This is a genomic window from Trichocoleus sp. FACHB-6, assembly GCF_014695815.1.
GTDB classification, from domain to species: Bacteria; Cyanobacteriota; Cyanobacteriia; order Cyanobacteriales; family FACHB-T130; genus Funiculus; species Funiculus sociatus.
In genome coordinates, this window is record NZ_JACJOY010000106.1 from 23,861 (window position 1) to 36,285 (window position 12,425).

Genomic DNA, 12,425 nt, shown 5'->3' on the forward strand with positions numbered 1-12,425 from the left:
ATTATGACTAAAATTAAACACTTTAATTTCTTCAAGCTACTGCCAAGATACACAAGCGTCGCTGCTTTAATCGGGGTTGGCTGTTTAATTGCCCAAAAGCCTGCTTATGCTCACCATTCTATGGGCGGTAACGTACCTTCTAATTTCTTTGAAGGGTTCCTCTCAGGGCTGGCGCACCCGCTGATTGGCTTGGATCATTTTGCTTTTGTGATTGCTATTGGGTTACTGGCGGTTGGACAAGTGCAGGGCGCACTGATACCAGCGGGATTTGTTCTAGCAGCAATGGTAGGAACTGGGATTCATTTACTGAGCGTTGATTTACCAGTAGCAGAGATAATTATTGCTGTAAGCGCGATCGCATTTGGGGCGATGCTGGTAAAACAAAATAAACCTAACTGGATTTTACAGATGGTTTTGGGTGCGATCGCGGGTTTGTTTCACGGTTACGCTTATGGTGAGGCGATTATCGGTGCTGGGATGACTGAGTTATTTGCCTACTTACTGGGTTTTACTTTAATTCAGTATGGCGTTGCTTTTGCTGCTTTCCGGTTTGGTAGTGCGGCGACCCAGAAATTTAACACTCAACGTTTATCCTTTCTGCAACTCGCTGGTTTAGTTATATCTTCAATTGGTGTTGTATTCCTCGCGTCGTCAATTAGTTAGTCATTATTAAATGACGTTTGAACGTTTCAACTTGACAAATTGACAATTGATATCAAGTCTGGTTGATTACCCGTAATTTTCTGGAACCCGGAACCCCACCTCGCTTGCGAGGAGGCAGTTGATTTTGGTTGGCGGTAGGGGCATGGCAATGCCATGCCCCTACAAAATGTCGCAATTTTCGATATTTTCTAAGGGTTGTATGAAACCACCCTGCTGCTAACCGGGGAGCCACAGCCGCAGGCGAGGAGAGGTTCTTATATTTCGACCTACAAATTATGTGTGAAATGGCAAACTAACCAGAGGCAGAAACGCCAAAACTAACCACTTCCAAGACCACATATTATTAGGGCATCGTGGCAATGGTTCTTGTGAGAGAAGCGCTTCTATGCGCTCCGTCAACCGATTTGGTGGTGCCACAGAACTGAAAGCAGCACAGAAATTATCTGATTGAATCGGTGGACAGCTTCCCACCCAAAGCAGAGATTCAGCTAACACTAAAGAATCTACCTTTTGTGCCGCCCATCTATCGGCTCGTAGTTCGCGCAAAAGCAAAAGTTCCTGCCACAAACTTTCTGTATTCGGTAGAAAAGATGTAAGCGATCGCATCCATCCGAGCCAGAAAAACCAAAAGGTATCCCGATAATAATGATGCCCTTGCTCGTGGGCAATTACAGCATCGAGATGCTCCGTATCCAACATTTCCAATAATCCCCGGCTAACGACTAATTCCGGTTCCCAGAAACCAACCTGGGCGCTAAATAGAACGTTCGCGTCGAGAAAACGAACTGTGCCGTCAAGTTCGATTTGGGGATAAGTGCGTGTTTGTCGCACAGAACGCCATCCCTCAATTGCTAATTTGAGGCATAAAACGACAGCATACCCTAGAAAGCTTAGAGCCAGAGAATAGCTGAACCATCCGGTTTGCAACCCTCCCATTTGTCCGTTGGCACCCATGCACAGCAGCGCGATCGCTGTCATGATTAGTAACAGTGGCCCAAACAGAAATGACCAAAGCGCTGTTTGCCAACGTTCTTGCCAATTTCCTACAGGATAAGACCATCGCCATCTCAGAAACCAAACCAACAAGAGCGCAAAAAGAATCATCACTAAGTGCATTACTTTTACTCCTCTCTAGCTTGACGTGCAGCCGCCAGACGAAGCGCGATCGCTTCTATTTGTTCTAAACTGGCAGAGTCGAGACTATCTGCGAAGGCGGCGACGACATCGGGGTTTCCCACTGCCAAAAATTTGTGTAACTGATCGTGAGCTTCTATTACCTGCGCCTGGGAGCGAGAAACTAAAGCTCGCCAAGAAAATGTTCGTTCTTTTTTATCACACGCAAGCCAACCTTTCTCAGTCAAGCGACGCAGTACCGTTGTGACTGAAGTATAAGCTAACTCTCGCTCAGGATCTGCCAAAATGCGTTCGTGTACGTCCTTAACGGTGGCAGAACCAAGTTCCCAAATGATACTCAAAATCTCTCTTTCCAAAGGCCCCAAGGACATTTGTTTAGGGCGGTAGTTGGGCATCGAAGCCATATTATCAAATCCAATTAAATAGTTATCTTGTCGGTAATGGTTGCTAATCACAATTAGTTAATAATTGTACCATTTGTCTTAAATGTTAATTCCCAAGAGCAACTTATTTCTAAATAAATTAGTCCCAGTATAATCAACCCTTCTTATGTAACCTGTAGGATAGGCTCTCATAGCCTGTCGCTCTCGTGACGCGGAAGCGCTACAAAAGAAGATATATTTCACAACTTGTTTAGGCGTTATATAGCAATCCTCGGCAGAGTTTTGAGCCAGCCCTTCAGATAGCCGACTTCTCTTACGAAGTCGGCTATCTCGCCTTCACGAAACATCTAGGACTGCTATAGCTTTACCCAATAAGTGCGCTGGGTTTCGTTTTAAAAGCTCAGGCGTGACCGATCTCCGTAATCTTTTCGCTACCCCGGTTTTTTCTGAAATTAGTAAAAACTTTACAGAGAATTCACACTAACTATGTATTTACTGTGTGCAAATACACAGAAAAAGTTTTAGAGTTAAAGACCAGCAGAAAATAAAGGAAGGATAAATGACCATGCAAAAACAAATTCTCGCCGCAGGATTTTTCCTCTTATCTTTCATGTTGCCGCTGAAGGCAACGGCAGCAACATTATTTAGCGGGCTTTACATATTTGGTGACAGTATCTCGGACACAGGTAATGTTTTCAATGTGTCCACGGCTCTAAACGCCAGCAATCCCAATTTCCCAATCATTCCTCCTAGCCTTTTCTACTCTAATGGACGTTTTTCCAATGGCCCGGTATGGGTAGATTATCTCGCCCAAGATTTAGGTTTAAGCCTGACTCCGTACACCGATCCCACTTTGGGTACTCAGCCAATTCAAGGCATAAACTTTGCTTTCAGTGGTGCTACTACAGGAACTGATAACACTATTTTTCCTCTTTTACCAGGATTGCAGCAACAGATTGGATTTTTTGACAATCTGATACCAGCTTCTCAGACTGCTGACAAAAATGCTCTTTATATAGTCTTGGCTGGGGCTAATGATTACTTGCCTACACAAAGCAGTTTTAAGCCTTATACAGAACCTGACAAAACCATCGAAAACATAACCTCTGCGGTTAGATCCCTGGCTGCACTGGAAGCTAAAAATATTATGGTAGTTAACTTGCCAGATTTGGGCAAACTGCCACTAACCTCCGGAACTCCGGATGCTGATAGGCTCAACGCTTTAACCAAAAAACATAACTCCAGTTTGTTCAAAACTCTGGATAATTTGAGTGACGATTTAGCGCCCGATGTTAACCTAATTTCCCTGGATTTTAATTCGGCATTTAATGACGCGATCGCTAATCCAGCAAAATATAATTTCACGAATGTCACTGACCGTTGTTTATTCAACCCTCAATGTACGAATCCTAACGAGTATTTGTTTTGGGATCAGATCCATCCTTCAACTGCGACTCATAAGATACTGGGAGAATTAGCCTATTCAAGGTTGACAGCACCAACCGAACCTGGAAAGAGCGTTCCAGAACCGGCTTCGGCGCTGGGTATATTAGCTTTTGGTGCTTTAGGTGCGGGTTCGGTGTTGAAAGGTAAACAGAAAAAAGTCAGAGTAGGTGCGACTGAAGTATAAATGTTAAATGGGTAGAAGCATCCCATTTTTGGCAACGCGATGCTCCAAAAACAAAGCCTGTCAACGCAACGGCTAGAATAAAGCCGACGCACCGTCTAGGCTTTGTTTGTTCGCCCTTAACTTTAGTTGTCAGGCGTTTTTACTTGTAAGCATGACTTTGTTGGATTACGACAATCTTTTCCAAACGATTGAAGAATTAGTGCTGCACCATTCTCCCAGCGGCGCTGAGGGAGAAATTGACCAGCTGTTAATCAGGCGATTTCAGACGGCTGGCGTGGAAGTTTGGCAGGATAGTGCAGGTAATGTAATTGCCAAGATTGCGGGACAAAATCCACAAAAAGCGATCGCTATCACCGCCCACAAAGACGAAATTGGTGGCATCGTCAAACAAGTTGGCAAGGAGGGACGGGTAGAAGTTCGCCGTCTTGGAGGCGCGTTTCCTTGGGTTTATGGCGAAGGCGCTGTAGACTTACTCGGAGACGAGCAAACGATTACCGGAATTCTCTCTTTTGGATCGCGTCACATTTCCCACGAATCCCCCCAAAAGTCCCAGCAAGAAGATACTCCGGTGCGTTGGGAAGATGCCTGGGTGGAAACTAAATGCACTCTCCCAGAACTAGAAGTAGCAGGAATTCGACCGGGAACCCGAATGGTAGTCGGGAAGCATCGCAAGCGCCCGGTCAGAATGAAGGATTGGATTGCCAGTTATACGCTGGATAATAAGGCATCTGTGGCGATTTTGTTGGCGCTGGCGGAAACTGTAAAAAAGCCAGCAGTTGATGTTTATTTGGTGGCTTCTGCTAAAGAAGAAGTTGGCGCAATTGGCGCGATGTACTTTACCCAGAAGCAGCACGTAGATGCTTTGATTGCCTTGGAAATCTGCCCATTGTCGCCGGAATACCCAGTTGCAGACGGAGTAGCGCCAGTATTGCTTTCTCAGGATGGCTATGGCATCTATGATGAAACGCTGAATTGGCAGATACGGCAAGTAGCGCAAAAGTTGTTTATTCCGGTGCAATTGGCGACGTTGAGTGGTTTTGGCAGCGATGCCTCAATTGCGATGAAGTTCGGTCATGTTGCTCGTGCAGCTTGTCTCTCCTTTGCGACGCAAAACACGCACGGTTACGAGATTGCTCATTTGGGAGCGATCGCTAACTGCACCCATATCCTTTGCGCCTACTGCGAAACAGAATTTGCCAATAGCTATTGATCCCCGCAATTACCTACAATGAAGCTAGCCATCCTGTGACAGATGTTAGCCACGTATGTCGAAAACTGTAGCCGACGTTATGAGCCGCGACCCCATTTTGGTGCGGACTGACACGCCTCTCAAAGAGGCTATCCAAATCCTGGCAGAACGACGCATCAGCGGTCTGCCAGTGGTGGATGAGAATGGAAAATTGGTGGGGGTACTCTCAGAAACCGACTTGATGTGGCAAGAAACAGGGGTGACTCCCCCCGCTTACATCATGTTTCTAGACAGTGTGATTTATCTGCAAAACCCAGGCACTTACGAACGAGAACTGCATAAGGCGCTGGGGCAAACAGTCGGGGAAGTAATGACCTCTGATGCAATTACAATTGCACCTGATAAATTTTTGCGGGAAGCCGCCGCACTAATGCACGAGCGAAATGTGCGCCGTTTGCCAGTGATTGATCAATCAGAGCAAGTGATTGGCATCCTCACTCGTGGGGATATTGTGCGGGCAATGGCGGCAGAAATGTAGTACCTATAGTCATTACTCACCCTAAGAGTAGGAAAGTAAAATCCCTACCCAACGTTTTAATCCAACCTTCAAACATCGACGACAACTAACAACAAATAATAATGAGCATTACCCCTGAGTCTGTTAAAGAATTGCTGGGTTCAGATAATTTTGGCGATCGCATCCGTGCGGTTAACCAGTTGCGCCAGTTAGAAGTGGCGATCGCATTTGAACTAATTCAACCTGTTGTTACTGACAGCAATACCAGAGTTCGATATGCAGCTGTCAGCCAGATGGATACGCTGGGACACCAAGATTTACAAAAAAGTTTAACAATATTACGCGATCGCCTCTTCAACGACCCTGAAGCCGACGTACAAGCTGCTGCTGCTGATGCACTGGGAGCGCTGAAGCTAAAAGATGCCTTCTTAGACTTGCAGCAAGTTTACCAACAAAGCCCTGAATGGCTCGTCAAATTCAGCATTATTGCCGCCTTGGGAGAAATGGGCGACGAGCGAGCTTTTGACCTGTTACAAGAAGCCCTCACCTCCGATAATGACCTGGTACAAACAGCTGCTATCTCCTCACTAGGAGAACTGGGAGATCCGCGAGCAGTTTCCCTCATCGTTCCCTATGCTACCCATCCAGACTGGCAAATCCGCTACCGAGTAGTACAGGCGCTCCACAGGCTAGGCGGATCAGAGGCACGCTCTACATTAGAAGCTTTGGCAAATGATCAAGTCGAGCAAGTAGCCGAAGAAGCTAAAACTTCTTTAAACTCCGTCTCTTAGCCTGTCTAATAGCATTTGTAGTGTTGCCGAGCGCACCGATTTGAGCAAGCGTATACTAACCTAAAAAAGTTTATTTTCACAGCTAGGGCGAAGCATTTACCAAGTTAACCAGAGCTTAATCTCCAAACTTGGGTACAAGTGCTTCGCCTGTTTTTGCAGCTATCTAATTAAGTATTTTCCCATAGAAATTTTTAATTACAGTTACTCGTTGAGCAAATATCTCAGTATTCTCCGAAAAAATATGATTTGAGCATCAGTAATTTGACGGATATTTTTATTAATTTTATTTATTCCCAAACAAGGAAAATTGAAATAATTAAATATTGACTTATTTCATCTTCCTTTTACCCCAACTTTATAAAAATCTCCCCGAAGTACGAAACATCTTGAAGAGTAAGTGAAGTTACCTCCGCATTCTTGCCAACCTCTAGTAGTAACCCCTATAGTGAGAATAACCAAAGCAATCAAGCTTATTTACGCGACCTACTGAGTTGAGAATTCAAAGCTAGAGTGATCCCTTAGATAACTGAGTTTCGTCCATCAGGTGCTTAAGTAGTTTCCAACACAATCATCCTTAACACTCAAGCAACTTGTCCGGTTCTACTAAAAAATAGTCACTCAACTCAAACGCTAAATAGGCGGAGATTGAAATCTTGAAAACCACCTCGATCCTCAAACAGAACCTCATGAAACTCAAACAAGCTTCAACTATCGTTGGTTTACTCGCTAGCAGCGCCCTCGCGCTCTCCGTAGCTCCCGCCCAAGCATTTAACTTTAATTCCGGTGCTGATTTGGGAACCTGCGCGGCTGTTCCCCTGGAGAATCTCGGTAACAATACGGCTTCTGCTGGTCCTACTTCATGCACCACTGCTGACGGGATTACACTTACAGCTGGTGCAACTAACCCGGTTTCCGGTGGTGCGAAACTGACCAAGAAAGAAGTTAATGGGGTCAAGGGTGTAGGTGTATACAACGATTCCAGCAAAGCAAATCTTGGAAGTCAGCAAGAAACTGACTTCGGCGAAACCCTCACCTTATCGGTTGAGAAACCTACAATATTTGAATCCCTCGATTTGTCTTTCCTGTACCAGAAAGGCGAGTTCGGCGACTTCCTCAATGAAGTTGCTCAAGTTACAGCAGGTGGGTTTACTGGAACCCTAAAGGTTCTTAGTGCTACTCAGGCTCAGTGGAACTGGAACGGTATAGAGCAGTTAGTCACCGCATTAAGCCCCTCTAATAAGTCTGGCGGCGGCTTGTACAGTATTGTGAATCCTTTCGGAAATACAGCAGTTTCCAGCATTGTATTGACATCTCCCCAGGAAGCTGGAAGAAGTTACAGATACAGTGACTTTGCTCTAGCAGGAGCCAAAACAGCTTCAGCTTCCGTTCCTGAACCAACAACTCTTGCTGGTCTGGGACTTGTAGGTGGGTTGTTAGTTGCTTCTCGTCGTCGCAAACGTAGCCAAGCTAGCTAGTTTTGAATTCTCAAGCAAATTAAATATAATTGGGGTAAGAAGCAGAAGTATGTTTCTTGCCCTGTTTTTTTGAGATTATTTCTCAAGCAAGCGAATCTAATGTAGGGTGATTGATTGACAAAACTCTATCGCCCTCACCCCCAATCCCTATCCCTCAGGGAGAGGGGAGTCAATCCGAATCTTGTCCCCTCTCCCTGTAAAAGAGGGCTGGGGTGAGGGCGGTTTGGGCAAGAGCTATCTTTGATTCATCACTCAACCAGCGAAAGTAGGGTGGGAAGAAACCACCCTACTTTCTTGTCTTCAAAGATTGACTCCACAGGTAAAAAGGACTGATTAAACTACTCAGTGAAAACTCCATGTCACAAGCAGCAGCAATATCTGCTTTCTGAACTACTTGATACTTGACGAACAGGTAGATGAATTTCCGCAAATCGTTAATGATATAGATGGGAAAAGCAAAAGGTCTCTGCCAAACTTTTAGCCGAATCATGCGGATATGGTGTCGAGCTAAGCCAATCCCGCGTACAACAGAGATTAAGTAGTTTCGCTCCATTCGCCAATGGGGAATTTTATGAGCAATCTGCATCTGTGGGTTGTACCAAATCTCCCAACCAGCATTCTGAATATATGAGAGTGCTTCTAAGTCTTCACTAGCTAACATGGATTCCCCCACTCTCCCCTTGAGAATAAGTTGGCTAGGTACATTTTCAAGCCATGCTTGCTGGCGGACGACTAATCCTGAACCAGGAGGCAACATTTTGTTATAACGTTCATATATAAATGCTTTTGAGCCGCGATCTACAATTGCTAGGAAGCAGGCTACTTTTTCAAAATCTTCAGGAGGATTAACCTCAAAGTCACCCTTGATGCAACCGTTGTAGGCTCCAGCTTTTGGATGCTCCTGACCAAAACTATAAGCTACTGCAACCCATTCAGGGTTCGGTAAGTTATCGTCATCGAGAAACCCGATGAATCTGCCTTTAGCTTCGGTAACGGCTCGTTGTCTGGCAAATGCCAGTCCTTTTTGAGGTTCAAAACTGTAGGCTATTGGATACGCTGAAGACCAGTTAGATTGGTAGTCTTGAACAACTTTTGCTGTACGATCAGTACTGTTGTTGTCGATTACAAGAATTTCCCAGGAAATCTGCTCTGTATGAATTTGCGATCGCAGTCTTTCCAAAACTTCTGGTAACCGATTTTCTCCGTTGTGAGTACAGATTGCTACCGTAAAGTCAACCATTATGAAAAAATAACTGTTGTTTAACGGGAATTACACGATACAAAGCTTTCTGAACTCTACTATATTATAATCTGTTAACTATCAATCCTGCCTACTTAGCTAAAAGTAATATCTTTTTAATTCAAAAAATTAAATATATTTTTTACTTAAGTTTTATTGGTTTATATTATTCGTTAGTCAGCAAACCAAAACCATCTACAATAAGTGCCAGCCTGCCTGACAGCGATATCAAAACGTAGTGCCTCAACAAAAATCACACATATATGAATGTTTCCCCTCCTGAAAACCTTAGAGATATTCTGCATAAATCCTTGGCTAAACTAGAAAGATTTGAAGAGTGTGCCTTACTAGACTATCCTAACTACTTAAATCTAGGCGACCATCTCATATGGATGGGGACTATACTTTACTTAAATGATATTTTAAAGACAAAAATTAAATACGTCGCCAATCTCACAAATTTTTCTGGAGAAGCAATGGAAAAAGAGGTTGAAAATGCTCCTATTTTCCTCAGTGGTGGCGGTAATTTTGGCGATCTCTGGCCTAATATACAAAAGTTTCGAGAAAAAATAATTACTCAATACAAAGATAAACCAATTATAATTTTACCTCAAAGCATATACTTTGCTAATCCAGATAACTTAAAAAGGTCAGCGGAAGTAATTAACCAGCATCCAAATTTAATTTTATTTACTCGCGATAATTATAGCCATAAAATCGCTATTGAAAATTTCTGTAACGCTCAGGTAATTAAAGCGCCTGACATGGCATTTGAAATGCTGGGAATGCCTGGGTTACAATTAAATTATAAACCTAAAGACTCAATATTATATCTCTACAGACAAGACAGAGAGCTGAATGAGAAATTTTCTCCAGATGCGATCGCTATACCAAATTTAGTTGTACAAGACTGGGTTTCATTCAAGTGGGTGTATGGACATCCAGACTCTAAATTTAATCAAAGTATAGCTACACTTGTTCGAGAATTCTGGCAAAGAGGTTTAAAAACTCCTGACGACTGGATATCCCGGCAAAAATGGCAACAATCCCATCCATATATCGCGAAATTCAACGGGATGTATAATTCTGCTATTCACCGCAAATCGTGGAGTTTTATCCATAGTGGAATTTATCAATTTTATCAACATCGTCTAATTATTACCAATCGCTTGCACGGTCATATTCTTTGTATTCTATTAGGCATTCCTCATATATTTTTGCCTAATTCTTATTACAAAAATGAAGGATTTTATGAGAGTTGGACTAAACTTATTCCTTTTTGCAGATTTGTTAAAGAACCAGGAGAAATAAAATCTACTGCAAAAGAGGTTATGGAACTATTTCCGAGAGGGATGTTATAGCTATTTTCAATTGCAGGAGATACTAAGATTCGGCTGAGCCATAGGGAAATCCAGCCTACAAGAGGCTACAAAAGATTAGGGTTATACTAGATAGCTAATAATTAAATTATGAATGCTGTTATTTCTAAACCTGTACGTATAGCTATTCTGGCGAATCCGGCTGGCGGTGGGGGGATGACAAAGGTAGTAATAAATTTGTTAAAAGGGCTGGTTATACGAGGATATGTGCCAGATTTAGTATTAGATTTTGCCCTGGATAAACCATACATAAAAGATGTTCCAAAGCAGGTAAGAATAGTTGATTTAAAAACTAAAATTGCTTACAAAACGCAAAGTGCGATAAAACTTGTACCTCCTTTAGTACGTTATTTAAGGGAAGAAAAGCCGGATTTATTAATTTCTCACTTAGTGTTTACTAATGTAGTTGTGGCGATCGCGCGGAATTTAGCCTTCGTTCCGGTATGCTTAGCATTAGTGGAACACCTGCCCCTAGCCAATAGTAGCAGTTCCCTGCTAAGGATATTCAGGCGATCGCTTTACGCGCAAGCGGATGCAGTTATAGCTGTATCAAAAGGGATGGCGCAAGAGCTTGAAACATATTTAAGCATGAAACCGGGGACAGTGCAGGCGATTTACAACCCAGTTGTAGATCCCAATCTATTTCTAGATGCACAAGCACCTTTAGAGCATCCTTGGTTTCAAGCAAATCAACCACCTGTGCTATTAGCTGTTGGACGACTAACAACACAAAAAGATTTTCCAACTTTGCTTCATTCTTTTGCTCGTTTGCGGTTACAACAAAAGGTGCGGTTGTTAATTTTAGGAGAAGGCGAGTTGCGAAAAAAGTTACAAGCTTTGGTTGTCGAGTTGGGTTTAGAAAACGATGTTTCTCTGCCGGGATTTGTGAAAAATCCTTATGCTTATATGAGTCGGGCGGCTGCTTTTGTGCTGTCGTCTCGTTGGGAAGGTTTGCCGACAGTTTTGATTGAAGCGATCGCTTGTGGTTGTCAGGTGGTTTCCACAGACTGTCCGAATGGCCCTAGTGAGATTTTGGCAGAGGGAAAATATGGTCGTTTGGTGCCAGTGGGAGATGTTACTGCATTAGCTCAAGCGATGCAACTTGCTCTAGAAAATCCAATTGATGCGCCCCAGTTGAGGAAGCGATCGCAAGACTTTAGCATAGAACGATCTGTGTCAGAGTATTTGCAGCTAATTGGTCAGTAGTCCCAAGTTCCCAAGTTCCCAAGTTCCCAATCCCCTACAATAACCCTTCCAGTTCTATCGTTTCAATCAGCTGAAGACCTCGTGGATCGCCGACTCTCAAAAGTGCGGCTTTGGCATCTTCTCGGACACCCATTTCTTCATCTTCTGCGAATGCCTCAATCAAGGCATCAATGGTAGTACCGTAGACAGCATTAGAAGGCATTTCCCGGCACAGTTGTCCCAAAGACCAGGCACAGTTGCTGCGAACTGCGGCGATCGGGTCTTGCCTTAAGGCTTCAATTAGGGATGGAATTGATGCCACAATAGCCTCATAGCCCAACCCAGCCATTTGAGCTAGGCCACTAGCTGCCCACAGACGGACGGCGGAAATATCGGTTTTTAAGGCATCGGTGAGGGGTGCTAAGGAACGGCGATCGCGGCAATTTCCCAAAGCCCAGACTACGCCTTTGCGGACATAGCCGTTCCAATCAAGGGATAGCCGAGAAATTAATGGCTCTACGGCGCTGGGACTGGGATTGCGCCCCAAGCCATAAGCCGCACTCACCCGCACCAACGGACAGGGGTCACTCAACAGGCGAATCAAATGGGGAATAGCTCGTTCATCCTGAAGTTCGCAAAAAGCTCGCGCCGCCAGCATCCGTTGCTGCGTTCCCGGTGCCTCCAGCAGCGCCAGCATCGCCTCTGGATCTGGCTTAGCTTCTTCCAGGGCATCAAGCGGCTCTATTTTGTCCAGAGGGCTTTCTAGCTCAGTTTCTGGATCGAGTAAGCTTAGGTCATCATCGTCTTCATACATAACTCTATAAAGTATCACTACCGAT

Annotated in this window: 12 protein-coding genes; 8 read left to right on the forward strand and 4 right to left on the reverse strand. The window is 44.1% G+C overall.

The window, feature by feature from the left end:
- Window positions 1-3: 3 nt before the first annotated feature.
- A complete protein-coding gene (locus H6F66_RS21390; RefSeq protein ID WP_190425131.1) occupies window positions 4-663 on the forward strand; it encodes a HupE/UreJ family protein in 660 nt (219 codons plus the stop codon).
- 273 nt (window positions 664-936) lie between these two features.
- Here the strand turns inward: H6F66_RS21390 and H6F66_RS21395 are convergent, their stop codons facing one another.
- Window positions 937-1,779, reverse strand: a complete 843-nt coding sequence (locus H6F66_RS21395; RefSeq protein ID WP_190425134.1) for a M56 family metallopeptidase — start codon at window positions 1,777-1,779, stop codon at window positions 937-939.
- Between the two features lie 5 nt (window positions 1,780-1,784).
- Window positions 1,785-2,201, reverse strand: coding sequence for a BlaI/MecI/CopY family transcriptional regulator (locus tag H6F66_RS21400; protein WP_190425258.1), 417 nt, complete (start codon window positions 2,199-2,201; stop codon window positions 1,785-1,787).
- A 538-nt stretch (window positions 2,202-2,739) separates the two neighbouring features.
- Here H6F66_RS21400 and H6F66_RS21405 point away from each other — a divergent pair.
- The 5 genes from H6F66_RS21405 (at window position 2,740) to H6F66_RS21425 (ending at window position 7,782) form a co-directional block, all read left to right on the forward strand.
- Window positions 2,740-3,810: an SGNH/GDSL hydrolase family protein gene (locus H6F66_RS21405; RefSeq protein WP_199295364.1), complete on the forward strand. Its 1,071-nt coding sequence runs from the start codon at window positions 2,740-2,742 to the stop codon at window positions 3,808-3,810.
- Between the two features lie 151 nt (window positions 3,811-3,961).
- Window positions 3,962-5,020 carry a M20/M25/M40 family metallo-hydrolase gene (locus H6F66_RS21410; protein ID WP_190425138.1) on the forward strand — a complete coding sequence of 353 codons (1,059 nt, stop codon included), beginning with the start codon at window positions 3,962-3,964 and terminating at the stop codon, window positions 5,018-5,020.
- Between the two features lie 55 nt (window positions 5,021-5,075).
- Window positions 5,076-5,537: a CBS domain-containing protein gene (locus H6F66_RS21415; RefSeq protein WP_190425140.1), complete on the forward strand. Its 462-nt coding sequence runs from the start codon at window positions 5,076-5,078 to the stop codon at window positions 5,535-5,537.
- Between the two features lie 101 nt (window positions 5,538-5,638).
- On the forward strand, window positions 5,639-6,307 hold the full coding sequence (gene nblB / locus H6F66_RS21420) for a phycobilisome degradation protein NblB (protein WP_190425143.1): 669 nt from the start codon (window positions 5,639-5,641) through the stop codon (window positions 6,305-6,307).
- Between the two features lie 653 nt (window positions 6,308-6,960).
- Window positions 6,961-7,782 (forward strand): PEP-CTERM sorting domain-containing protein, encoded by an 822-nt coding sequence (locus H6F66_RS21425; protein ID WP_242023801.1) that lies wholly within the window; start codon window positions 6,961-6,963, stop codon window positions 7,780-7,782.
- A 286-nt stretch (window positions 7,783-8,068) separates the two neighbouring features.
- On the opposite strand, the gene hpsE is transcribed toward H6F66_RS21425, so the two are convergent.
- Window positions 8,069-9,022 carry a hormogonium polysaccharide biosynthesis glycosyltransferase HpsE gene (gene hpsE, locus H6F66_RS21430; RefSeq protein ID WP_190425145.1) on the reverse strand — a complete coding sequence of 318 codons (954 nt, stop codon included), beginning with the start codon at window positions 9,020-9,022 and terminating at the stop codon, window positions 8,069-8,071.
- Window positions 9,023-9,285: 263 nt separating this feature from the next.
- Between hpsE and H6F66_RS21435 the strand changes: the two genes are divergently transcribed.
- Together H6F66_RS21435 and H6F66_RS21440 are read left to right on the forward strand one after the other, a co-directional pair.
- Entirely contained in the window at window positions 9,286-10,383 is a 1,098-nt protein-coding gene (locus tag H6F66_RS21435; RefSeq protein WP_190425147.1) for a polysaccharide pyruvyl transferase family protein, read from the forward strand.
- Window positions 10,384-10,491: 108 nt separating this feature from the next.
- Entirely contained in the window at window positions 10,492-11,607 is a 1,116-nt protein-coding gene (locus tag H6F66_RS21440) for a glycosyltransferase (RefSeq protein ID WP_190425149.1), read from the forward strand.
- A gap of 34 nt (window positions 11,608-11,641) precedes the next feature.
- On the opposite strand, the gene H6F66_RS21445 is transcribed toward H6F66_RS21440, so the two are convergent.
- The gene (locus H6F66_RS21445; RefSeq protein ID WP_190425152.1) at window positions 11,642-12,400 is read right to left on the reverse strand and encodes a HEAT repeat domain-containing protein; all 759 of its coding nucleotides are present in this window, start codon (window positions 12,398-12,400) and stop codon (window positions 11,642-11,644) included.
- Window positions 12,401-12,425: the final 25 nt, after the last annotated feature.

Bases quoted from the DNA above. Each gene is read 5' to 3' on its own strand.
- H6F66_RS21445 (WP_190425152.1), bottom strand. From the start codon at position 12,400: ATGTATGAAGACGATGATGACCTAAGCTTACTCGATCCAGAAACTGAG.
- H6F66_RS21400 (WP_190425258.1), bottom strand. From the start codon at position 2,201: ATGGCTTCGATGCCCAACTACCGCCCTAAACAAATGTCCTTGGGGCCT.
- H6F66_RS21440 (WP_190425149.1), top strand. From the start codon at position 10,492: ATGAATGCTGTTATTTCTAAACCTGTACGTATAGCTATTCTGGCGAAT.
- H6F66_RS21395 (WP_190425134.1), bottom strand. From the start codon at position 1,779: ATGCACTTAGTGATGATTCTTTTTGCGCTCTTGTTGGTTTGGTTTCTG.
- H6F66_RS21390 (WP_190425131.1), top strand. From the start codon at position 4: ATGACTAAAATTAAACACTTTAATTTCTTCAAGCTACTGCCAAGATAC.
- hpsE (WP_190425145.1), bottom strand. From the start codon at position 9,022: ATGGTTGACTTTACGGTAGCAATCTGTACTCACAACGGAGAAAATCGG.
- H6F66_RS21415 (WP_190425140.1), top strand. From the start codon at position 5,076: ATGTCGAAAACTGTAGCCGACGTTATGAGCCGCGACCCCATTTTGGTG.
- nblB (WP_190425143.1), top strand. From the start codon at position 5,639: ATGAGCATTACCCCTGAGTCTGTTAAAGAATTGCTGGGTTCAGATAAT.
- H6F66_RS21410 (WP_190425138.1), top strand. From the start codon at position 3,962: ATGACTTTGTTGGATTACGACAATCTTTTCCAAACGATTGAAGAATTA.
- H6F66_RS21405 (WP_199295364.1), top strand. From the start codon at position 2,740: ATGACCATGCAAAAACAAATTCTCGCCGCAGGATTTTTCCTCTTATCT.
- H6F66_RS21435 (WP_190425147.1), top strand. From the start codon at position 9,286: ATGAATGTTTCCCCTCCTGAAAACCTTAGAGATATTCTGCATAAATCC.